We start from the raw sequence: 23545 nt of genomic DNA on the forward strand, positions 1-23545 counted from the left end.
ATCGAGGAGGGGCGTCAAATGCGTCGGTCAGCTCGCGTCAGTGTCTCGGAACCATCAGATCTGCTGCTGGCGCACCGTATCCCACGCATGCAGACCAAAATGTGAGCCAGCCGTAGGTGATCAATGCCGTCTCAACCTCCTCCGGCGTCGCCGTCACTCGAATCCTGGCGCTTGGTCCGATCATCAAAGATGAAGGCCGACAATCCCAGCTGTAGGTTCCTCGGCGCCGGAGAAGGCAGGGAGCTGAGGGCGAGCTTGCGCGGAGCCTGAAATTGGTTCGGTTCCGAGCCGGCTTCGGGCGCGCTACCGTGTGTTCTCCCGCATCAAATGCTTGATATGGTAATGGTACCGTCGGTCAGAAGCGAGGCGAGATGACCGCGTCGATCGAAGGGCATTGCTGCGTCGACAACCTCGAGCTCTTTGGTGAGCTGCATCCACATCACTCTTGTTCCTCGCGGAGATCAGGCCGCCGAGTTCCGCCCAGATGGTTCATACGTCGTCATAACAGAACCCCCATTGGTCGCCGATATACCAGCTGCGCTCTACCTGCGGCTCCGTCTTCCAGAGCAGACTTTTGACGAACTCGATGCCGCCGCGCCTGAATGCGGCTGTCGGTGCCTCCATCTCATTGTCGTCGACTGAGAACCCACCATTGGCGCAGACGAAACAGGCCGCACCGATCCAACGCGCCGCAAATCCACCCCAGCGGCGCTCGATGCAAAGTGCAGCACCATGGAAGGCATGCCGGCCACCTCTTGACGGTCGGTCCTAGGGCGGTACGCCGAGCGGTAGCACGAGGCGCTCCCCGGCCGCAGTCTTTCGATCCAAGATTCCGCGGGCCGCGCGACGGCGAAATTCACATAGTCGCATCCACCTCTTGTTGCGGCCATGGCTGCCGTTGGCGTTAATGACGCTGACATTGGCCCGATCGGCAAGTGCTGTTTGAGCGTGGGCAGCGAGATCGGGATCCAGCTCGATGGCATGGACATGACCGGAAGCTCCGGCAAGTTCAGAAAGAATTGCGCTGTAATAGCCGGTGGAGCCGGTGCCCACCGATATGGGCGATATGATCGCCGGTTTATGTCTGGCGCTGTCAGTAGTCGGGCATGCAGCGAGGGGCTGCCATTGTTGACACCCTTATCGGATTGCAGGGCGAACAACACGTCCTGATAATCCAGAACCAAGTCGGAGGAGGGGAGGGGCGATATCCGCCGCCGCTTCGATCCGCGGGTTGTTGGTTGCGGCGGTTGCCATCACCTAATGGGCGTAAGCGCGGCGGATCACCGCCAGTTCGTCGGCCGTCAACATCGCAGTCGGCATGGGCAAATCTCCAAGCATCGCTTTGACCTGTTCCTCTTTTGCATTTTGCGGTTCCAAATCATCTCTATCCCGATGTTTGTTCAATGGAGGATGGGAAGTCGTGACGGAAGGTAAGCGGCAAATAGCTTCCGTTATGGGAAAATACGCCGTTTCCTCATCAGGTTAATATGCAACGGGCTGCCAAAATTTGACGTCGCCCCCGTGTCGCCGCGCATCAAAAAAGTGTTTGCGGCTTTCAGCTTCAGATTTCAATCAAACCGTTAAGCTAAAAATTCAGCGCCCAATTTTCACCTAAGGGCTTCACGGTGGGAGTTGCCTTAAGCCACCTGGTTCAGCATGCGATCTGTGCGATGACGGAGTGGTATCGACGCGACCGCAATTGCCTCTACATCTTCCTGAGACAAACTCATCTGTGCTTTGGAGGAAAGCGTTATAGCGGATAACAAGTACGACCAGATCCGAAGGCGAGCTCACGAAATATGCGAGAGCGAGGGGCACCCGGAGGGAGCGGATCTGCGACATTGGCAACGAGCCTGAGATGAATTGGCCGGCGACAACGACGGTGAGACGTCGCAGGAGCAATGGGACGAAATCGATCGCAAAAACTCCGACGTAGTATCCGAGCCACAAGCTTGCCTACTACAAAAATAGCTCTGTAACAATGCTTAGACAACTTGGGCAGTCGTTCGAGCACGCAGGCGGAGTATTGCTGCCAAAGCATGTCGAGGCAGGTGACTCTCGCGGTAGCGATGTTGAAATTCCGCCCGCGAACGGCCATCGCCGCGTCGTGGCGGAACGTTGAGCGGAGCCCCGCAAGCTTGGGTTAGACCCCCGCTATAAATGGCTGGGGTCAGAGCGATGGATCAGCTAAAATAGGCGTTTGATCTCGATCAAGCGTGGGATGCAGGATGAAAGTCGGTATTGTCGGAACCGGAATGGTGGGTAGTGCGGCCGCGTACGCTCTCGGCTTGCGAGGCGTGGCGAGCGAGGTTGTGCTGGTTGATCTTCATTCAGCTCTCGCCGAGGCACACGCCCTTGATATCGCGCACGCGATGCCATTTGCCTCCGGAACCTCGATCGTCCATGGAGACTATGACCGCCTGCAAGATGCCGGCGTAGTCATCATCGCCGCAGGAGTCGCGCAGCGATCCGGCGAGACACGGACCGACCTGCTGAACCGCAACGCTGCTGTCTTCCGGACTGTCGTCGGCGAGATCATGCGCGTCTGCCCCAATTCAATTCTGCTCATCGCGTCCAACCCGGTCGACATAATGACCCAGATCGCCTCGGTTTATTCGGGATTGCCCGCCCACCGGGTGATCGGCTCGGGTACAATCCTTGACACTGCGCGGTTTCGCAGCCTGCTCGGGGCTCACCTGCGCGTGTCGCCGCGCTCCATTCACGCCTACGTGCTCGGCGAGCACGGCGATAGTCAGGTGCTGGCCTGGTCCGGCGCCAGGGTCGGCACGGTTTCGATTGCGCTTTTCGGCGAACAGGTAGGCGCGCCCATCACCGAAACAGTACGGGCTACAATTGACAGCGAGACCCGCAACGCTGCCTACACAATCATCAAGGGCAAGGGTTCTACCTACTACGGTATTGGAGCAGGTCTCGCGCGGATCGTCGGGGCGATAAGACAGGATGAGCGGGCCGTGTTTTCGGTTTCGAGCGTCACCGCGCTTGTCGAGGGCGTGCGAGATGTCGCCTTGTCAGTCCCGCGTGTCGTGAGCCGCGAAGGCATTGCCGCCGAGCTGCTCCCTGAGCTCGACACGCAGGAACGCAGTGCACTTCAACGAAGCGCTTCTCTGCTTAGGGGGTTGTTCGAGGCGACGACGCTCTGAAATCGAAGGATGGGCCGGAAGGACTGGTTGTCCATCTCTCGGAACAGGTTTAGGGCCTGGTTGCACTGAGACTTGCACAACGCCGTGGTTCATGACGATTGCCATAGGGAACTTGCGCGTCCTCATCCGCGAATTTGCGGCAAAGATCACCCGCAGCCGCCTGAGATACCTGATGGCATGCCCGCAGGGACCTGAGCCGGATTCATCAGGTTACAAGGGCTTCTTCTATCATTTTCTGGATATCGAAACGGGCCGCCGAGTTTGGCAATGCGAGCTGTCGACAATCGACTCCGCTTTCCTGTTTGCGGGCGCCTTGACCGTTGCCACCTACTTTGATCGGGATACGGCCGATGAGGCGGAAATCCGCGGGCTCGCAACGGCGCTTTACGAGCGGGCCGATTGGAATTGGGCCCGCGACGGCGGCGCAACCTTGACGCATGGCTGGCGTCCGGAGAGCGGCTTCATCCCCTATCGATGGCGCGGCTATGATGAAGGCCTGCTTCTCTACATCATTGGTCTCGGATCCCCAACTCACCCGCTGCCGCCCGAATCTTACGCCGCCTACACCGAGAGCTACGAATGGAGGAATATCTACGGCCGGGAACTGCTATATTCGGGACCGCTCTTCACCCACCAGCTGTCACATATGTGGATAGATTTTCGAGGCATACGCGATGCGTTCATGCGCGAGCATGACACCGATTATTTCGAAAACACCCGGCATGCGACATATGTCCAGCAGGAATATGCAATCCGCAACCCGATGAACTTTGCAGGGTATGGCGAACATTGTTGGGGGTTTACAGCGTGCGACGGGCCTGGCTGGGGCAAGCGGACGACAGAAGGGGTCGATCGGGAGTACTTCGACTATATCGCCCGCGGGGCTCCCTTCGGGCCTGACGACGGCACGATCGCACCATGGGTCGCCGTCGCCTCGCTGCCGTTCGCGCCGGAAATCGTTGTGCCGACTGTTCGCAACTTTGCGCGAATGAACCTCGGCATGACGCGGCTTTACGGTTTCAAGCCGTCGTTCAATCAAACATATGTCGTGGAAAATAGCCCGACCGGCTGGTGGGTAAGCCCGCATCACTTCGGCATTGATCAAGGACCCGTCGTCCTGATGATCGAAAATTATCGGACCGGATTGCTCTGGAGCATCATGCGCCGTTGCAGGCCCATTGTAACCGGATTACGACGCGCAGGATTCTCTTCAGGCTGGCTTTAAGTGACCGCTCGTCATCCCCATCACCGTCGCCTCGTTGCAGGGGAGGCCACAACTCCGATGCATCATTTTGCCTCAGAACGCAACCGCCGACAAAATGATTGCCGCTGGCGACCGCTGGGCGCCACCGCGGCATGCGGGAACCTGCAGCTGGCGGTCTCGATCTCCGTGCCCTGAACGCACCTGGCCGACTCTGGCTCTGTCGTCTCGGTCCCAATGTAAGTTGCATTTAACCAAATTCTAATGTATTCTCTGGTTGCTGCATTAGGGTTATGGATCGGGACGGTGCGGAAGGTGGGTGTCCCGGCCGAGCGGACTATTGCATGGGCGCAGAATGCTACCTGATCCTATCCCAAATTCGTCGAATCTCCCGTTTTTCTAAACGCATGCATTCAATTCACCGCGACCGGCTTTGGTCGTCTTTGTCTCATTAAACTTAGTCTACGCGCAGGAACGGCGATATGACGGGAGACCGCCCAGACCGTGCGCGGCTCAACCCATGCGGGCACAGGCTTGAAAGTCTGATCCATAGATTCGGCCGCACGCCAGCGGCAACTTTACTTTGCTTGTTCTGCACGTGTGGAATTGAGGCACACAGTATTCGGTAATCATATTCACAAACCAGTGAGAAGGATTTATCCGATGTTTAGCACACATATTAAGATGCTCGATCGCAGAGAATACAATAAGGCCCGACGGAAACTTAGCGAAAATACCCCGGGGCATGGGGGAATTGCTCGACAAATTTTCCTGACAGTTGCCTTCGTAGTCGCTGCAAACACCCCATCCTGGTCCCAGGAAGACGAGGCCAAGCACTACAGTAAAGAAGCCATGCAGCAGGCGCTGCAGACCAGGGATCAGTACGATGTCTATGGCCTGCGTTTCGGCGTTGGCAAGTCAACACTGCAACCTGGTGCTGAAACGCTTCTCGATGACATAGCGACTGCACTTAAGAACTTCCCTGATTGGAGCCTGAGAATCGTCGGCCATACCGACGCAAGCGGCAATGCAGAAACCAATGAACGTCTTTCACTTGAGCGGGCCAACGCCATCAAGGCGGCGCTGGTTGAACGGGGGGTCAATACTGACAGGTTACTAGCGGCAGGCGCGGGGCAGACGCGGCCAATCGCCAGCAATGAGACAGCCGAAGGAAAGGCTCTCAACCGCCGAGTTGAGCTCGTGAGGCTCACCGACTCGGCTGAAGCCAAGAAGCTGCTCAAGGGCATGTCCGACTATCTGGCAGCCCAGAAGACCATATCCTTCGCATACGATGCCAATCTCCAGGTTGTCACCAACAGTGAGCAAAAACTTGGGCTGGCAAGTTCAGGGACTGTGATCCTCAGCCGGCCTGACAAGGTGCACACCACACGTTCCGGTGGTTTTGTCGAGACCGAGGCGCTGTTCGACGGAAAAACGCTCACCCTTTTGGGAAAGAACCTCAACAAGTATACGCAAGTCGATATTCCTGGCACGGTCGACCATCTGATAGACGAGCTAAAGGACAAGTATGGATTGCCGTTGCCTGCCGCCGACTTGTTGATGACCAATTCATATGACGAGCTGATGCAGGGTGTCTACGATTCGAAAGATCTGGGAAGCGGCGTCATTAATGGTGCTGAGTGCGATTCTCTCGCCTTTCGCAAGGACGAGGTAGATTTCCAGATCTGGGTCGCCCAAGGAGCTCAACCTTACCCGTGCCGCTTGGTCATTAGTTCGACGACGGTCAAGGGTGGACCGGAATACAGCGTCCAAGTCCGGGATTGGAAGTCGGGGGATGAGCTCATGCCGGGTGATTTTGGCTTCAAGAACCCGACAAACGCCGAAAAAGTCAACATCAAGGACATCCAGAGTAATGTGGGTGATTTGCCGGGGAACTTCGTAAGAGGAGATAAAAAATGACCCTTTTGAGACGCATGGGAATCATCTGTCTCGCTTCGGCGGCTTTGCTGGTCGGTGATTTGGTGGGGGATCAGTCAATTGTTCCGATGCCCCGCTTCGTTTCTGATGCCGTCGCCGTAGTCGGTCGACCGCTGACGCCGGTCAGCGTGGCGGGCGTCGCCCGACGAACGACTCGGCGCTGTGCCGCTGGTGCCTATAATTGCTAGCCAGGGCCCATGAATTGGCCCGCCCTGCAGAATGCCGCGTTCGCTGCGGGACCTAAGCGGCGGCGACTCGTCGGTGCGCTGTCATGAAGATGGAGGGGTCAGTTGGATAAGAAGCTAGCATCTGCTCGAACCGGCGCTGAAACGAAGCGCCTCGCTGAGGCGCGGGATCGCGGCATAAACTGGAAGAAATGGGGTCCCTATCTCAGCGAGCGACAATGGGGCACCGTCCGCGAGGATTATAGCGAGACAGGGGATGCCTGGAATTTCTTCACTCACGATCACGCCCGTTCGCGTGCGTACCGTTGGGGAGAGGATGGCATCGCCGGCATATCGAACGACAAACAGAACCTGTGCTTTGCGCTGGCTCTCTGGAACGGAAAAGACCCAATCCTCAAGGAGCGGCTCTTTGGGTTGACCAATAACGAGGGCAACCACGGCGAAGATGTGAAAGAGTATTACTTCTACATCGACAGCACACCGACGCATTCGTATATGAAGTACCTGTACAAATACCCGCAGGCGATTTTCCCGTATGCAGATCTCGTGGAGACAAATGGACGGCGCTCTCGAAACGAATTCGAGTACGAACTGCTTGATACCGGTGTATTTGATGATGATCGTTACTTCGACGTCTTCGTGGAATATGCCAAAGCTGCTCCGGAAGACATTCTTGTAAAGATTACTGCTTTCAATCGTGGACCGGACGCGGCCGAACTACATCTCTTGCCAACGCTGTGGTTTCGGAACGATTGGGCGAGCTGGATTGCCGAAACGAGCAGAGCCGCCCGGAAACCAAACCTGCGGCAGATTGAGGCGGCGGCGGGTCAGAGCACGGTAGCCGCAACCGATTCGGTGGGAGGTGCGTTCCTTCTATCTTGCGAAGGCGACGTGCCGCTGCTCTTCACTGAAAATGAGACAAACGCCGAGAGGCTTTTTCCTGGTCAAAGGAACGAGAGCCTTTATGTCAAGGACGGCATCAACAATTTCGTGGTCCAGGGCGATCTGAACGCAGTAAACCCTGAAAGACAGGGTACTAAAGTCGCGGCGCACTATCGCATGACGATAGCTCCCGGCCAATCGGCGACCGTGCGGCTGCGTCTGAGCGCTGCAAAGACTGCGCAAGCCAGGACTGCCCTATATGGCTTTGGCAAGGAGTTTGACCAGACTCTGGCCGAGAGGCTGCAGGAGGCGGACGAATTCTATAGCTCGCTGACCCCGTCATCCGTCTCTCCGGACGCGGCTAACGTGATGCGTCAGGCCATTGCCGGCATGCTGTGGAGCAAGCAGTTCTATTTCTTCGACGGTGACAACTGGCTGGACGAGCACCATTCCAATCCGCTGCATGCCGGATATCGCCACACTCGCAACTCGGATTGGTTCCACATGCTCAATGAAGACGTCATCTCGATGCCCGACAAATGGGAGTATCCTTGGTATGCGGCTTGGGATTTGGCCTTCCACACGCTCCCGATCGCAATCGTCGATCCCGATTTCGCCAAGGACCAGTTGAAACTGATGCTACGCGGCGTTTACTTGCACCCGAACGGCCAGATGCCCGCGTATGAATGGAACTTCGGCGACGTGAACCCCCCGGTCCACGCTTTTGCGACATTGTTCCTGCACCGCACCGAGCAAGCTCTGCGCGGTGAGACGGACGTCCAGTTCCTCAGAGAGGCATTCAGCAAGCTCGTGCTGAACTTCACCTGGTGGGTCAACCGCAAGGATCGGTTTGGAAAGAATGTCTTCGAGGGCGGCTTCCTCGGTCTGGACAACATCGGCATCTTCGACCGCAGCGCTCCGTTGCCTACTGGCGGCCATCTCGAGCAGGCCGACGGCACGGCCTGGATGGCTCTTTTCAGTCAGAATATGATGGAGCTGGCGGTGGAGCTCGCGGTCCACGACCCCACCTATGAGGATATGGTCGTGAAGTTTGCGGAACACTTCTACTATATCGCAGGGGCGATGAACCAGCCGGATAAGGGCGGCATGTGGGACGAAGAGGACGGCTTCTACTACGACCTTTTGCGGCTCCCTGATGGCAGCGGCACGCGGCTCAAAGTGCGCTCGATGGTAGGGCTATTGCCCCTGTGTGCGGCGACGGTCATGGAGCCGTGGCAGCGCGAGCGCATTCCGCGGGCGATGGAACAGTTGGCTCAACGCATGCGCCGCATGCCCGAGTTGCAGCAAAACATTCATGTGACAGGACCTAGTCATTATGGCGTGTCTGACCGAGGGATGTTTGCACTGGTCAACTCGGAGCGGCTTCGCCGAATTCTCTCGAGAATGCTTGACGAAAACGAGTTCCTGAGCAGCTACGGCATCCGCTCGCTCTCCAAGGTCCATGAGCGGGATCCGTATGTCTTCCAAGTGCAAGGTCAGGAATATCGAGTGGACTATCTGCCAAGTGAATCGAACACCGGGATGTTCGGCGGCAATTCGAACTGGCGCGGGCCGGTGTGGATGCCGGTGAATGTGCTCATCATTCGGGCATTGCAAAATTTCTACCTATACTATGGCGATAACTTCAAGATCGAATGTCCCACGGGATCAGGAAAGTTGATGAACCTCTTCGAGGTGTCCAAGGAAATCGCCGATCGGCTCAGCCGCATCTTTTTGCGCGACGAGCATGGCAGGCGCGCTGTTTATGGAGGCACCGAAAAGTTCCAGACCGACCCACACTGGCGCGATCTCGTTCTGTTCTACGAGTACTTCCACGGAGACAACGGTGCAGGGCTTGGCGCGAGCCACCAGACCGGCTGGACCGGACTCATCGCAAAGACCATTCAGCTCTACGGTCTTCTGGATCCGCAAAAGGCGTTGGAAGTTGGCAAGCAGGCAGCGTTCACTCAAAATTCGAAATGACGGAAACGATGAGCACATGGCCCAAACACCCTGTCATTTACGAGATAAATACCTGGGTCTGGCTTGGCGAAGTGAGCCGGAAATACCAGAGGCTCGTGAACCTTTCTTCGGTGCCGGCCGACGAGTGGGATCGGATCGCATCCTTTGGCCTTGACGCCGTTTGGCTGATGGGCGTCTGGGAGCGCAGTCCCGCTGGGATCGAAATCTCCATGCAAAACGAAGGGCTTCTTGAAGACTTCAGGAGTGTCCTGCCTGACTTTACGCCGGAGGATAACGTCGGCTCCCCGTACTGCGTGCGCCGCTATGTCGTTGATGACCACCTCGGTGGGCCGCAGGGACTCGCCGTCGCCCGATCCATGCTTCATCAGCGCGGGCTGCGCCTGATCCTCGATTTCGTGCCAAACCACGTGGCGCCGGACCATCCATGGGTCCGCGTTCAGCCTGGATATTTCGTACAGGGAAGCGATGACGACGCGAGAAACGATCCGGCCTCCTTTGTCACGGAGGGAAGCAAGGTGTTCGCCCGCGGCCGGGATCCGTTTTTTCCGGCTTGGCCCGATGTTCTTCAGCTCAACACCTTTTCACCAGCGTTGCGGGAGACCGTAATTGAAACAATCGCGGAGATCGCAGGGCAGTGCGAGGGTGTCCGCTGCGACATGGCGATGCTCGTGTTAAACACCATCTTCGAACGCACGTGGGGTGACCGCGCCGGAGCAAAGCCGGGCGACGATTACTGGTCGACGATTATACCAACGATCAAATCAAGGTACCCTGAGTTCAAGTTCATCGCCGAGGCCTACTGGGACCTGGAGTGGGAACTGCAGCAACAGGGCTTTGACTATTGCTACGACAAGAAACTCTACGACCGCATGGAACATGGAGATGCCGAGAGCGTGCGCCAGCACCTTCTGGCGGATTCCGCCTACCAGGAAAAAATGGTCAGGTTCATAGAGAACCACGATGAACCCAGAGCCGCCGCCGCTTTTCCTCTTGAAAAGGCGCGCGCTGCGGCGGTCGCAATGCTCACGCTCACTGGGGCGAAACTGCTGCACGAGGGACAGTTCGAGGGGGCAACCACGAGACTTCCGGTCTTCCTTGGCCGCCGCCCAGTGGCGTCGGTCGATTGCGATCTCTCGGCCTTCTATGCACGCCTCTTGACGACGATCCATGGCGATGTCTTCAAGGATGGGGAATGGCGCCTGTGCGAGCGGAGCGGCTGGTCGGACAACCAGAGCTGCAGGAACATTCTCTCCTGGTGTTGGGCCAAGAGCGACGAACGCTGCCTGATCGTCATCAACTTCAGTGAAACGGCCTCCCAGGCGCTTGTCCATCTGCCGTGGGACGAACTCCGAGGAAAAGAGTGGCGCCTCAACGACCTACTATCGGAAGACTGCTACGACCGAAACGGGAGCGAGATAAGGGACGTTGGATTGCATGTTGATCTGCGGCCGTGGAAATCTAGTTTATTCGAGCTACGTGCACGATAACCCCACCCCACTCGAGCCTCGCTGAGTATCTCGCTGAAGTACAGAACGATTTCGAAGAGAGGCTGGCTGGCGGCTGGCGAGTTTGACACGGAGGCAAGACGCAAAGAGCTCCTCGACCGCTATGGTGAGGAGCTCAAGGGCCAATACATCAATGGGCAAATTTCCGAGATTTGGTTGCGGGGGCAGGATTTGAACCTGCGGCCTTCAGGTTCTGAGCCTGACGGGCTACCAGGCTGCTCCACCCGCACTATTTGATTTTGCCTATGGCAAATATGGTATTTCTTGTCTGCCTATTCAATGCAGAAAGGCCGCTTGTGAGCGGCCCTTTGTCTCGGCTTTTGGCCGTAGTTTGTTCTGAGAAGATTGTCTTTGATTTCGCATGCAGCTTTCCGAAGCCTTACTGCTCCGGCCGCATGCGATAAGTTGCTTTTTGCAGACCTGGCGGCGACCTACTCTCCCGCGTCTTAAGACGAAGTACCATGGGCGCAGAGGCGTTTCACGGACGTGTTCGGAAAGGGAACGGGTGCAGCCACCCCGCCATAACCACCCGATCGGCAAAGCGCAAATTTGTTGTCTTGAGAAGCTAGGTTTGTTTGGAGCGAATAGGGAATAGCGAGTAGCGAATAGATTTTTGCAGCTGTCCTTTTCGCTCGTTTTGAACACGTCTTTGGAACCATTCCACCTGCAGATGCTTGTGGCAGCCATACAGGCCAGAAGCCGTCTGCGCATGGTAGCGCGGGCCGTCCGCAGCGCCATTGGCGCGTCAGGACAAAAGTCTGGCATCATCGATGCGCCAGATCCGAACCGCGCTGTATCGGCCTATCGGCGTCTCCGACAACCGTTGACGCTGCGGACGGCTGAAACCGATCTGGCCCTTGGAGCCCAAGCACTCCCACAGCGCCATCGAACACGTTTCAGGCGTCGGATATGGTGTGGTGCTTGCCGTGCACTCTGAAACGTTTCTTGATCCTGTCGACCGGCGTGCCGTCCTGAAGCGGAACCTGGATTAGCCGATCATAGGTCTCGAAGCCCATCTTTGTGTAATAGCCAAGGCCACTGACATTGTCGGCGCGAATGGTGGCATTGATGAATTCGAGCCCGAATTCTTCCGCTGCCGCTCGGGTTGCGGGGAAGAGAGCGCTGCCGACGCCTGCGGTCCTTGGGTGCATACGGGCAAAAGTCGCGATGTCGGCGAAGCCTTTCGGCGGATCGCCGTATAAGCTCAGGGACTGAAAACCGACGAGCGACTGATCGTGCTCTGCAACATGGCAGGTCAGAGGAAACTCTCCATCGATGAACCAGTCCGCAAACTCGGCAGCCGAAAGCGGCGTCTCGAGTGCGGTTGTTCCGCCGGCAAGGATGATCTCGTTTAAAAGACTGCTCAGCTCCTCCGCGTCAGCAGAGACGGCCCTTCGAATATGCATGTCTTGACATCCTTGTTTCGGCTCGAGAGGCCCTGCTTCACTATCGTTTAGACGTGCCCTTCTATTAATCGACGGAACGAGTAAATTTTGTCATTGCCGCGATGATGATAGCGGCAGACGCAGCGCCGGGATCGATGTGTCCGATCACGCGGTCCCCCAATCGCGAAGCCCGTCCCTTGGCCGCCGTCATGTTGCTGGTCGCGTCACAGCCTGACCGCGCCGCGCGCTCCGCTGCCTCCAAGCATTGGGCGAGGGGCTTTCCCGACTGCCACGCTTCGAGTGCCGCGTCGGCAGCGGGCCTCCACGCGTCGACCATCGTCTTTTCACCGGGTTCGGCCTTTCCGCGTTCCTGGATTCCCTTTGCCATTGCCGCAAAGACGCGCAGGAAGTCATCATCGCTCAATGTCTGCTTGTCTTTGGCGGCGGCTCCGGCGCGCATGAAGGCCGTGGCATAAAGCGGGCCGGACGAAGCGCCAACTGCATTCAGGAATGCCTTTGCCGCGGCGTTGAATGCGGCTGTCGGCGCGATCCCGGCGTCAAGCTCTCCGATCGCTTTCGCCGCGGCCTGGCAGCCGGCATCCATGGCAAGGCCGTGATCCCCATCGCCAATGGCACCGTCCAGTTCGCAAAGGTGATCTCGTTCCGCCGCGATATCCTCGGCAATCCCGGCAAACAAACGCTGCAGATCTTCGGTCGTAAATGTCATCGACTACCTCGTAAACATCGCGCAATCGCAGGGGTGGTCGATCAATCGCTGAAGCTCGTCGTCGAGGTGCATGATCGTGATCGACGCGCCGGCCATTTCGAGCGAGGTGCAGTAATTCCCGACGAGCGACGTATGGAGGATAAGGCCCGCGTCGTCCAGCCGGGACTTCACGCGCCGCATCATGATGTACAGTTCCATCATCGGGGTCGAGCCCAGCGAATTGACGAGCACGGCGACACGATCGCCGCGGTCCGCCTTCATCTCCCGAAGAATGCTGTCCATGAGTTCGTCGGTCACCACGTCGGCCGATTTCAGCGGCTCACGCGCCACGCCGGGCTCGCCATGAATGCCCATGCCGATCTCCATCTCGTCGTCGCCGATCAGGAAGTTCGGTTTCAAAGTCTGAGGCAGCGAACAGGGCGAGAGCGCCACACCCATCGTATAGGTCCGCGCGTTGGCGTGGCGGGCAGCGCGCTCGACGTCATCGAAAGAGTAGAGGAGATCGCATGCCGCACCGGCGGCCTTGAAGATGAAGACGTTTCCCGCGACGCCGCGTCGTCTGTCCCGCTGATCGGCAGGGGCCGACGCCACGTCATCTGTGGTGAGGACGGTGCGCACTTCGATCTCGTCAAGCGCAAGCATCTCGGTGGCCATGTCGAAGTTCATCACGTCGCCGGCATAATTGCCATACATGAATAGCACGCCGGCGCCGCCGTCGACCGCCATCGCGCAGGCGACGATCGGATCGGGCGGCGGCGACGCGAAGACGTTGCCGATTGCGGCCGCGTCCGCCAGCCCCTTGCCGACAAACCCCAGAAATGTCGGTTCGTGCCCCGATCCGCCGCCGATGACCAGGCCGACCTTGCCCTTGCGGGGCCCGTTTCTGGCAATGATCGCGCGGGGCATGTTCTCCACGGCGTACAGATGGCGCGGATGCGCCGCCAGAACGCCTTGCAGCATCTCATCGACGGCATCTGCGCCGGCATTGATAAGCTTCTTCGTCTTCATGCCGATCCTCCCAGTGCGAGCTCCGCCTGTATAAATGCGGTTGCGCCGCCGAAGGTCAATCCGCCAGCGGGAGGGCTGCGGTCGCAAACGGCGCGAGCAGCAACTCTTTGCCCGCATCTGCCGGCCGGCATGCGCCGCAATCGACCTTTCGTTCTTCGCCCGTCAGATTGACGACGTGAAGCCTGGCGCCTGCGGCATTCCGCGCAACGAAAGACAGGACCTCGGAGGGCGAGGAGGAGACGCATTCCTGCCAGGATGAGCCAGCCAATCGGGATAATCTGTGCACGGCGTTGAATAGCGGCCGCCGACCGCCTTGCTCCACCGGTTCATCAGGACCGGCGATCAAACCGAACGGGCCTGACACGGCCGAGAGCGTCAGGCATTCCAGATCGGCATCGAGCACCCGTATCGCGTAACCGAACGCGAAGGCCTCCGCGAAACGCCCATTGTGGCGTGGGTCGCGATTGGCCATAGGGATACGCGCGCCCGCCGAATTGTCCATCGTGCGGCTGCCATAGGGGTTCTGCCGCATCGGGATCGTCGATGGACCAATCCGGTAGGGCTTGTCGCCATAGATCGCTCGCACCGACCGCGTGATGAAGGGCAGCGCTTCCAATGTCTGCATGATGCTGAGGTCGTCGGCCGCGTGCACGATCGGATTGGTACAGTGGCTGACGAAGTCGAGCTGTCCGTCGGGTACGCGCTTCCGGTTGAGTTCAGTGAAATAGCTCAGCATGCCGCCGCCGATGCGAATACCGGGAAAGGCGGCGTGGGCTGCAGCATAGACCTCATCCAGGGGCGGGCAATCCGGCCATTTGCTGCCGGGCGGCGTCGACTGCCGGTCGACGGAAGGCGAGACCATGATCGCATCCGGCCGGAATTTCGCCAGTTGCATCTGGCGGGCAATCTCGGCCGCCTCGCTTGAGGGGGACGACCTGCAGGGAAGGGCGATCTCCAGCGTCGAGCGGCCGCGATGGGCCGCGGCGAGTACGGCGAACTGCGCGAGCGCGTCGACGCCGTGCCCGGCACTGGGGTCGAAATGGAAGAGGAGTTCCTGGGGAGCGATCTCCGACAGCAAGGACTTTGCCGAGAGAGTTGCATCTGCCTCTTCGGGTGTGATGATCACTCCGATATCAGGCATGGTGCCGGTGCAGGCCCCGAGCTCGAGTTTTATGGCGCCACCTAACGCCGCAGTGGGAGGATGCCGCGTGGCATCGCCTGCATCTTTGAAGATCAGCGACGTCTTTTGCCGAACGGGTTGATTAGCGGCAATCCGGTAGGGCCAGGGGAGGGCGAGCGGCCTGACATATGTCTTATACGATGCGTCCGACCAGTTCCGTTGATCCTCCATCTCAAAGGTGTCGCCCTCCATCCGGCATTCGGCCTGAACGCCAGGCATGACCGCGTGGGTGATGGCCCGCATGTCCTTGAACGGTTGCCAGGGCTCGATGACATCGGGAAACCGTGTTGCCACGGTCCGTCCGTCGACATGCTCGACCGTCGCCGGTGAACCTGCCACGCCGACGATCGGATGCAGGATGCAGAAACCGCAGCGGTTGGTCTCGAAGCCGGTGGGGGCGATGGCTTCGGCCTCGAAGTCAAGCCGATCCAGACTTCCGGTGATGCGAACATCGATGATGAGCTTTGTATCCTCCGATCCCTCGCAGCGGGCGAGATAGGCGACCTCGAAACGATCGTCACTCTGCTCGATCCTGAGATCAGCGATTTCGGGGCTGTAAGTGCCCCAATCCCGGTCGCGAACAAGATAGGAAATCGCCCGCAGCACCTCGGTTCCATCGTAGCGGATGGTGCGGAGGTTACCGTTGGCGAGATCAGCTTCCAATTTTCCGGCTCTCAGGCGAACCGAAGGCGGATCGACGAGATTAGTGCCGTAGAGCTGGAACGCATCGATCGTCATCGCAGCATCGCTCCGACATCGATCGTCTGTCCCCTGGCCGCACTGTCATAGGCGGCCTCAACGAGCGCAAAAGTTTTCAGATTGTCGGCCCCCGACGTCGAATGTTCCGCGCCGCGCTCCAGCTGATCGACCCAATGCTGCTGGATCGCGTAGACGCTCTCCTGGATGTTGTGCCAGGGCCGCGAGGCCCATGACAGCAGCTTCGGCGACACGTCACTGATGGTGGTGCCCTTGGCGTTGGTGACTTCAAGGCCGTAACCCTGGGTGAGGCGGATCGTGCCCTCCGGACCGTCGAGCTCGATCAAGGTCTCGGGGAACGGTTCCTTCGAGAGCTTGGTGGCGTAGCTGACGTCGACCACCGAGGTGGCGCCGTTTTCATGATCGAGCAGGATGGTCGCGACATCCTCGCCCTTGATATTGGGATTGACCCGTTTGGTCCGGGCGGTGAGCGATCGAACGTCGCCAAGGATATAGCGGGCGATATCGAGCGTATGGATGCCGAGGTCTTCGATGATGAACCGTTCGCTTTCGGCGAGATAGGGCTGGCCGGAAAAGACGTCGTAGGCCGAACGGAAGGAGAAGCGGCCCCAGAAGGGCGTGCCGATGACATCGGCCGCCAGCGCCTTGCGCACCGCCTGGATCGGCGTCTGCCAGCGAAAGTTCTCGTGCACCATCAGCGGTATGCCGGCATTGCGACACGCCTCGACCATCGCCTTCGCGTCCGACAAGGTCTTGGCGAATGGCTTCTGGCAGATGGTCGGCACCTTGTTCCGCGCCGCCATTTCGACGAGAAAGCGATGGCTTTGGACTGTTGTGGCAATGTCGACGAAATCAAACCCGCCATCGGCAAACATAGCCTCGGCATCGCCGTAGCGACGATTGACGCCGAACTGATCGCCGACGATTTTCAGCCGCTCGGGATCGCGATCGCAAATTACGACGATGCCGGCGCCCCGAACGTCGTTCCAGGCATGCATCTGGTTGATCGCAAAGAAACCGCAACCGATCAAAGCCCCTTTCAATTCCGTCATATCAACCTGCCTTTGCCATCTGCATGAGGGTAACGCGCTGCTGCAGGCGGCGCTGCGCCTGGTCAACGACGACGGCAATGATGATGACGAGGCCCTTGATGACCATCTGCCAGAACGAGGAGACGCCCATCATCACCAATCCGTCGGAGAGGATGCCTATGACGAAGGCGCCGATGATCGTACCGCCGATCGTGCCGCGGCCGCCCGACATCGAGGTGCCGCCGAGCACGGCTGCGGCAATTGCATTGAGTTCGAAGCTTTCGCCGGTCGCCGGATGGGCTGCCATCAGTTCGGAGGAGATGACGACGCCGACGATGGCCGCGCAAAGTCCGGAGAACATGTAGACGAAGATTTTCACGACATCGACCCGGATACCGGACATGCGCGCGGCCCGCTCATTGCCGCCGACGGCGAAGATATGACGGCCGATCGGCGTCGAACGGGCGACATAGGCGGCCAGCAGCGCCAGCACGATCAGAATCCAGATCGACACCGGCAGACCAAGAATGCGTCCCGCGCCGAAGAAATCGAAGCCGGTCGTGGCATATTCCGGCCGGCCGACAAGGTTCGGAAAGGTCTGCCCGTCCGACGACAGCAAAGCGAGACCGCGGGCGATGTAGAGTGTGCCGAGCGTGGCGATGAAGGGCGCGACGTTGAGCTTGGTGATCAAGAGACCGTTGATCAACCCGATGAGCAGGCCGATCGACAAGGTGATCAGCACGATCTCGAAGAGGTTGAAAAAGATCGTGTAACCGATCGGCAGTTCGATGCCGTAAAGGATCAGACCGCCGGCGACCATGCCGCAAAGCCCGACGATCGATCCGACCGAGAGATCGATCCCGCCTGTAATGATGACGAAGGTCATGCCCATCGCCAGGAAGGCGTTTAGCGCCACATGCTTCGACATCAGGATCATGTTCGCCGTCGAGGTGAAGTTCGGGGCGAAGATCGCAAAGAAGATGATAACTGCAAACAACGCGATGAACGTCCTGAGCTTCATCAGTGTCAGAAGCGCCGAGCCGTTGGCACCCTTCGGCGCAAGAGTGGTTGATGTTGCCGCCATCATGACGCGATTTTCCCTTGATGTCCGTGTCCCTTGGCCGAAGCCGCGATGATGGCTTCTTCCGTCGCCTCGTTGCGGTCGAAGACGGCCACCAGCTGGCCGTTGCTCAAGACCGCGATGCGATCGGAAAGCGCCATGACCTCTTCGAGGTCGGAAGTCGAAAACAAAATGGCGAGCCCGTTTGCCGCCAGCCGCCGCATGGTTCGGAACACATCGGCCTTGGCGCCGACATCGATGCCGCGGCTCGGCTCGTCCATCAGCAGCACCTTTGGATTGGTCATCAACGCCTTACCGATGACGACCTTCTGCTGATTGCCGCCGGACATTGAGGTCACCTCGAAATCCGGGTTCGGCGCCTTGATCGAAAGATCGCGGATTGCATCGCGAATGGCACTCTTCTCCGCACCCCTGTCGATATGAAAGAGCCGGGTGAAGCGGCCAAGGCTCGCCAGCGTCAGATTAGAGGCGATCGAGAGCACCTGGACCAGACCTTCGCGTTGCCGGTCTTCCGGAATGAGCGCAAGGCCGCGGCGGATGCGCCGCGTGGTGTCGCGGGCACGAACCTGCTTGCCGTCGATGAAGATCTTGCCGGTCGAGTGTGTGTGGCGACCGATCACGCATTCGAAGAATTCGCTGCGGCCTGCACCCATCAGACCGTAGATGCCGAGGATTTCGCCTGCCTTGACGGACAGCGAGACATCGTTGACCGAAAGACCGCCTGTCGGCCGCGGCAGGCTGATATTTTCGGCGCGAAACATCTCGGCTCCGACGACGTGGTCCACGGATTTTGCAAAATCCTTGGCATCCGAGCCGATCATCGAGCGCACGATCCAGCGCGTGTCGATGTCGCGGACCATTGCTTCACCGGTGACGTGACCGTCACGCAGCACGGTGATGTAGTCGCCGATGCGCATCAGCTCTTCGAGCCGGTGGGAGATATAGACGATTGCGACACCCTGTGCCTTCAGTTCGGCGATCACCTTGAACAGGATCTCGACTTCGGCTGCCGAAAGCGCCGACGTCGGCTCGTCCATGATCAGGATCCGGGCATTCAATGACATCGCCTTGGCGATCTCGACGAGTTGCTGCTGGCCGATCGGCAAATCCTCGACCATCGTATCCGCCTCGATCCCGGCATCCAGACGGTTCAAGAACGCATTGGCCTTTTGAACCTGTGCCTTGTGATCGATCCCGAGGATGCCGCGGGTGATCTCACGCCTGGCGAAAATATTCTCGGCGACCGACATGTTGGCAAAGAGATTGAGCTCCTGGAAGATCATGCCGATGCCGTGCGCCTGCGCATCGGCCGGGCTGTCGAAGGAGACAGGCTTGCCATCCAGAATGATGCGGCCGAGCGTCGGACGCTCGACACCGGCGATGATCTTCATCAGGGTAGACTTGCCTGCACCGTTTTCGCCGACAAGGACATTCACTGCGCCGCGGCGCAGCTCAAGATTGGCGCGCTTGACGGCGACGATGCCAGAATAGACCTTCGACACATCGTCGAGCCGCAGGATGATGTCGTCTTTTTGTGCCTCTCCTGTGGTCATGGGCCGACCTTCAGTTCCGAAGGCGTTATGAGCGGCAGCTCGCCGCTCTTCGGCAGCGGAAAGGCGCCGATTGTGGTCACCGTCTTGCCGACCAGACCTTCGCGCGGGATCGCGAAGAGAAAAGCCGTATTGGCCTTCTCGTTGAAGGCCTTGCCGAATTGCGCCCACTCAATCTGGTTCTTGAATTCGTTGAAATTGACGAACTCCAGCGTGTCGCGCAGCGCCGTGCCGCGCAGCGCCGGCCCGATCTGGACCTTGGCGTCGGCCTTGCCGTCGCCATCGGCGTCGACATCGAGCGTTGCCGCGCGCGACGCCGTATCAGCTGCGACAACCTTGCCGGTGATCTTCACCGCATAGGTCCATGGCGAGCTGCTCTGCTTGCGGGGATTGCCGTATTTCTCGCCGGCGGCGTCGGGACTGGAAGCGGAAAGCTGCATGACGTCTTTCAGGTCGCCGGCACGCTTCTCGAAATAGGGCACTGCCTCGGACTGCCAGATCGCCTCGACCTTTGCATTCGGATCGAAGGCGGTCTTGGCCGCTGCTGCCGCCTTTTCCTCAGCCGTCGGCGTCTTGATGATCTTGCAACCGGGCAAGGCCGCCGCCACGATGGCAGCAAGCAGGGCGCCCTTCACTTTCAACATGCTTAAACCTCGACGTCTTGCAAAATGCATTGCGGAGGGCGCAGCGCTGCGCCCTCCGCAAGTCGCTGCTGATCAGTTCTTCAGGGCGAAGGTTTCGAGCTTGCCGGCATTGTCGGCATTGATGAGAACGCAATCCATCAACTGCTTCTCTTCCTTTGGCGTCGTCTTGTTCTTGATGTAGGCGTCGGCCTGTTCCACCGCCAACTGAGCCTGCGCATAAGCAGGCTGCAGGACCGTTGCCTTGATGCCGCCCGACTTGATGGAGTCGCGCACGTCGTTGGAACCGTCGAAGCCGACGACGATCACGTCCTTGCGGCCAGCCGCCTGCAGCGCAGCGATCGCACCCATGGCCATGGTGTCATTCCCTGAAATGACGCCCTTGATGTCGGGATTTGCCTGGAGGATGGTTTCCATCTTCGAATAGGCTTCCGTCTGGCTCCAGTTGGCCGACTGCTTGGCGACGGACTTCAGGTCCGGATAGTCGTCGATGACGTCGTGGTAGCCTTGCGAGCGGATGCCGGCATTGGTGTCGGACTCTTTGCCGACCAGCTCGACGTAATTGCCCTTCTCGCCCATCAGCTTGACGAATTCCTGCGCCCCGAGCTGGGCGCCCTGATAGTTGTTCGAGACGATCTGGGCGACGGCAACGCCGGTCGCGTTAATTTCGCGGTCGATCAGGAAGGAGGGGATTCCTGCATCCTTTGCCTTCTTGACGGCCGCGACGGAGGCGTCAGCTCCGGCATTGTCGAGAATGATCGCCTTGGCGCCGCGCCCGATCGCCGTGTCGATCATTTCGGACTGCTTGTTGGCGTCGTCGTCATGCGTCATGAGCAGCGTTTCGTAGCCGAGCTCCTTAGCCTTGGCTTCGGCGCCGACCGCTTCGGCCTTGAAGAAGGGATTGTCATGCGCCGGCGTGATGATGGCGATGAGATCGGCCGAAAAGGCCGGAAGAGCCGTTCCGAGCGCCAATGCGCCGGCAAAAGCTGCAAGTGTCAGTCTGCGCGTCAGTTTCATATTTTCCTCCCTGTTGTGAATGAAGCCCCTTCTCCCTGGGGCGGTTGAGGGGAGGGCTTGCCTCCCCAAGCCGGTTCAGGTGATGCGCCGGATGCTTTCGGCGATCTCCTGCGGTTCGAATACCTTTTTCCAGTCGTCGCGCATCAGCGCCGGGATCCCGAACTCGATCGCCTTGTTGCAGGCATCTGAAAACACGCCGTCGACTTCCTTGAAAATGACCGCGCCGAGCACGTTCATATGGCCGAGCAGGAAGTCGCGGGCGGCCTGTTCAGGGACGCCGCGTGCCACGCATTCGTCCATGGCCTCTCGCATGACGACCAGCAGCGATGCGCAGACGGTTTCCGACAAGCCTGGTTCGAGCATCGCAAGCTGGTCGACCGTGACCCGGTGCGAGCGCATGACTGGGGCCCAGATCAGCTTGGCGATCTCCTCACCAAGCGCGTAGGCGCTTTCGGGACCCTGCATTAGTGCCGAGACGATATGCTGCTTGGCGAAGAGGCCGCCGAAGTGGTCCTTTTTCGCCTGCATGTCCGTCTCGTCGTTGAAGATCGGCGGATGGCAGGGATGGGTGACGAAGTAGGTAAGATCATCGCGCTTCGGCAGGTGGCCGGCAAAGGGAGCCGCAGCGTCAAGCGCGATCACCATGGTGCCTGATGCGAGCTTGTCGACGATGCCTGCCGCGACTTTTCCGATCGCCGTGTCCGGCACGGCAAGGATCACCACCTCGGCGCCGTCGAGCCCGACATCGACGGATACGCAATCGACACCGAGATCATTCTTCAAACGAGCCTTGCCTGCGTCGCTTACCTCGACATGGCGGACCTCGAAACGCGAGCCTTTGAGATTTTTGGCGAGCCGGTATCCCATTTTCCCGCCTGCGCCGAAGAGGGCAATCTTAGTCATGTTTCCTCACCTTTTCCGTTTCTGGATAGGATCACATACTGGTATGATGAGTCAATCACCATATCACTTGATCCGACCTTTTTTCTGCGCCAAACCGGATCGGTGAAACCATCAGTGTTTCCTTCCATCGCGGATCTGCGTGAAATAGCCGTCAGTCCCGACCTGACCGCCTTTGAGGGCGATCTGCAGGCCGTTGGTCGGCTGATAGTCGCCATGCGCAAGGCAAAGCGGAGAACCAGGCGTCTGAGGCAGCGGCAGAAGCGTCGTCAGCGCGTCGATCTTCAACTGCCTGAGTGCGTGACTTGATGTGTCGCCGCCTGCGACGACCGCACGTGAAAGCCCTTCGTTCTCGATCAGGCGGCGCAAGATCGCGCCGAGCGCGCCGCCGAGCCGGTGACGAGCCCCCGGAATTCTGTCGATGTCGGCGCCGCGATCCGCGGACGGTCCAAGCGCCGTGTGCAGGATGATGCTCTTGCCCTGTCTAAGCTGCTGGGTTCCAGCCTCCACGGCAGCATTTACCGCGTCGTCGCCATGCTCCGAGACCAGTGCAAGTGGATCGAGCGCGATGCTCTCGAAGCCGTTCTCGACAGCCGACCGGATCTGGCGCTCGGTCGTCGGCGATACGCTGCCCGATACGACGGCGAGGCGGTCGACAGGGCCGATATCAGGAAACTCGGCGCTGCTTTCGCCGATGAAGCCGCTCCGCCGCCATGCGCTGAGCAGGGCATATTCGATCCCCGAGGAGCCGGCGACGAAGCTTCCCGAACGGCCGGCGGCACGAAGCAACTGCCGGCCCGCGGCCTCCTGCGTCGCCTCGGAATCGACGTCGATGAGCAGTATCCCCTCTGAACCCGACGTCAGCCCGTCGATACGCGCATCGGCATCCTTCGCCGCGATGGCGACGAGATCGGCGAGCATGACGGGAAGGCGGGTCTGCTTCGACAGGTGCACCGCAAGGTCCGCCTCGTCCATCGGTGTGACTGGATGGCGGCTCATGACGGGATGGCGGTCGATGCGAAAGATCCGGCCCTGGTAAGCGGCAAAGAGGTTGCCGAATGCCGTATAGCGCTTCAGTTGCGGAGCGCCGACGATGACGGGCACGACGGATTGGCCGAAGACCGATCGGCCGATTTCGATCGCCTTGCCGATATTGCCGATTTCGGGGCTGGAATCGAAGGTCGAGCAGACCTTGTAGTGGCAGATGTCAGCGCCGAGCGAATTCAGCCACTCGAAAGCGCGCGCAAGGTGCTCTTGCATCCATAAGGGGGTCTCACTGCGGCTTGTCCCGGCAATGCCGATTGCACGGCAATCTCCAAAACGCGCGAGCAGTTCCGGCGTCGGAATGTCGAGGAAGAGCACGGTCGACACGCCGTTCGAGGCCAGGGCCTCCATCACGTCGGTGGAGCCGGTAAAGTCGTCCCCGTAATAGCTGACGAGAGGTCCATGCATC

17 protein-coding genes, 1 tRNA gene, 1 rRNA gene and 2 pseudogenes are annotated in these 23545 nt (G+C 59.2%); 7 read left to right on the plus strand and 14 right to left on the minus strand.

The window, feature by feature from the left end:
• Nucleotides 1–489 precede the first annotated feature (489 nt).
• Nucleotides 490–1254: pseudogene (locus ACS4RR_RS29660) on the minus strand (protein-L-isoaspartate O-methyltransferase family protein).
• Between the two features lie 483 nt (nt 1255–1737).
• On the opposite strand from ACS4RR_RS29660, the gene ACS4RR_RS29665 reads away from it, so the two are divergent.
• The 7 genes and pseudogenes from ACS4RR_RS29665 to ACS4RR_RS29695 all read left to right on the plus strand — a co-directional run bounded on the left by ACS4RR_RS29665 (nt 1738) and on the right by ACS4RR_RS29695 (nt 10837).
• A complete protein-coding gene (locus tag ACS4RR_RS29665; RefSeq protein ID WP_407768558.1) occupies nt 1738–1857 on the plus strand; it encodes a DUF2934 domain-containing protein in 120 nt (39 codons plus the stop codon).
• A 371-nt stretch (nt 1858–2228) separates the two neighbouring features.
• Nucleotides 2229–3161, plus strand: coding sequence for an L-lactate dehydrogenase (locus ACS4RR_RS29670; protein WP_260111338.1), 933 nt, complete (start codon nt 2229–2231; stop codon nt 3159–3161).
• Nucleotides 3162–3279: 118 nt separating this feature from the next.
• Nucleotides 3280–4386, plus strand: a pseudogene (locus ACS4RR_RS29675) (glucoamylase family protein); the annotation flags it as partial.
• A gap of 639 nt (nt 4387–5025) precedes the next feature.
• Nucleotides 5026–6282 (plus strand): DUF2092 domain-containing protein, encoded by a 1257-nt coding sequence (locus ACS4RR_RS29680; protein ID WP_456190521.1) that lies wholly within the window; start codon nt 5026–5028, stop codon nt 6280–6282.
• Nucleotides 6279–6488: a hypothetical protein gene (locus tag ACS4RR_RS29685; RefSeq protein ID WP_260111335.1), complete on the plus strand. Its 210-nt coding sequence runs from the start codon at nt 6279–6281 to the stop codon at nt 6486–6488. Before ACS4RR_RS29680 ends, ACS4RR_RS29685 begins: the two co-directional genes overlap by 4 nt.
• A 102-nt stretch (nt 6489–6590) precedes the next feature.
• The gene (locus tag ACS4RR_RS29690; protein WP_456190522.1) at nt 6591–9350 is read left to right on the plus strand and encodes an MGH1-like glycoside hydrolase domain-containing protein; all 2760 of its coding nucleotides are present in this window, start codon (nt 6591–6593) and stop codon (nt 9348–9350) included.
• The gene (locus ACS4RR_RS29695; protein WP_260111333.1) at nt 9347–10837 is read left to right on the plus strand and encodes an alpha-amylase family protein; all 1491 of its coding nucleotides are present in this window, start codon (nt 9347–9349) and stop codon (nt 10835–10837) included. The genes ACS4RR_RS29690 and ACS4RR_RS29695 overlap by 4 nt, the downstream gene beginning before the upstream one ends.
• Nucleotides 10838–11008: 171 nt before the next feature.
• Here the strand turns inward: ACS4RR_RS29695 and ACS4RR_RS29700 are convergent.
• The 13 genes from ACS4RR_RS29700 to ACS4RR_RS29760 all read right to left on the minus strand — a co-directional run bounded on the left by ACS4RR_RS29700 (nt 11009) and on the right by ACS4RR_RS29760 (nt 23544).
• A tRNA-Leu gene (locus tag ACS4RR_RS29700) sits at nt 11009–11084 on the minus strand.
• A 189-nt stretch (nt 11085–11273) separates the two neighbouring features.
• Nucleotides 11274–11388, minus strand: a 5S ribosomal RNA gene (gene rrf / locus ACS4RR_RS29705).
• A 363-nt stretch (nt 11389–11751) separates the two neighbouring features.
• On the minus strand, nt 11752–12261 hold the full coding sequence (locus ACS4RR_RS29710; RefSeq protein ID WP_260111332.1) for a GNAT family N-acetyltransferase: 510 nt from the start codon (nt 12259–12261) through the stop codon (nt 11752–11754).
• A gap of 64 nt (nt 12262–12325) precedes the next feature.
• Nucleotides 12326–12967: a dihydroxyacetone kinase subunit DhaL gene (gene dhaL / locus ACS4RR_RS29715; RefSeq protein ID WP_260111331.1), complete on the minus strand. Its 642-nt coding sequence runs from the start codon at nt 12965–12967 to the stop codon at nt 12326–12328.
• Nucleotides 12968–12970: 3 nt separating this feature from the next.
• Nucleotides 12971–13975: a dihydroxyacetone kinase subunit DhaK gene (locus ACS4RR_RS29720; RefSeq protein ID WP_222295826.1), complete on the minus strand. Its 1005-nt coding sequence runs from the start codon at nt 13973–13975 to the stop codon at nt 12971–12973.
• A gap of 55 nt (nt 13976–14030) precedes the next feature.
• The gene (gene apnL / locus ACS4RR_RS29725) at nt 14031–15893 is read right to left on the minus strand and encodes a D-apionate lactonase (protein WP_222351008.1); all 1863 of its coding nucleotides are present in this window, start codon (nt 15891–15893) and stop codon (nt 14031–14033) included.
• The gene (locus ACS4RR_RS29730; RefSeq protein ID WP_456190523.1) at nt 15890–16924 is read right to left on the minus strand and encodes a Gfo/Idh/MocA family protein; all 1035 of its coding nucleotides are present in this window, start codon (nt 16922–16924) and stop codon (nt 15890–15892) included. Before ACS4RR_RS29730 ends, apnL begins: the two co-directional genes overlap by 4 nt.
• A gap of 1 nt (nt 16925) precedes the next feature.
• Nucleotides 16926–17990, minus strand: a complete 1065-nt coding sequence (locus tag ACS4RR_RS29735) for an ABC transporter permease (protein ID WP_017957302.1) — start codon at nt 17988–17990, stop codon at nt 16926–16928.
• Nucleotides 17987–19537: a sugar ABC transporter ATP-binding protein gene (locus ACS4RR_RS29740; protein ID WP_456190524.1), complete on the minus strand. Its 1551-nt coding sequence runs from the start codon at nt 19535–19537 to the stop codon at nt 17987–17989. Before ACS4RR_RS29740 ends, ACS4RR_RS29735 begins: the two co-directional genes overlap by 4 nt.
• Nucleotides 19534–20178 carry a DUF2291 family protein gene (locus tag ACS4RR_RS29745; RefSeq protein ID WP_222387217.1) on the minus strand — a complete coding sequence of 215 codons (645 nt, stop codon included), beginning with the start codon at nt 20176–20178 and terminating at the stop codon, nt 19534–19536. The genes ACS4RR_RS29740 and ACS4RR_RS29745 overlap by 4 nt, the downstream gene beginning before the upstream one ends.
• Nucleotides 20179–20250: 72 nt before the next feature.
• Complete coding sequence (locus ACS4RR_RS29750) at nt 20251–21192, minus strand: D-ribose ABC transporter substrate-binding protein (protein WP_170255515.1); 942 nt, start codon at nt 21190–21192, stop codon at nt 20251–20253.
• A gap of 75 nt (nt 21193–21267) precedes the next feature.
• Nucleotides 21268–22095, minus strand: a complete 828-nt coding sequence (locus ACS4RR_RS29755) for a phosphogluconate dehydrogenase C-terminal domain-containing protein (RefSeq protein ID WP_260111328.1) — start codon at nt 22093–22095, stop codon at nt 21268–21270.
• Nucleotides 22096–22206: 111 nt separating this feature from the next.
• The gene (locus ACS4RR_RS29760) at nt 22207–23544 is read right to left on the minus strand and encodes a four-carbon acid sugar kinase family protein (RefSeq protein ID WP_222295876.1); all 1338 of its coding nucleotides are present in this window, start codon (nt 23542–23544) and stop codon (nt 22207–22209) included.
• Nucleotide 23545 lies beyond the last annotated feature (1 nt).

Origin of the sequence: Rhizobium zaerense (assembly GCF_051810725.1) — a bacterium.
Lineage (GTDB): Bacteria > Pseudomonadota > Alphaproteobacteria > Rhizobiales > Rhizobiaceae > Rhizobium > Rhizobium leguminosarum_I.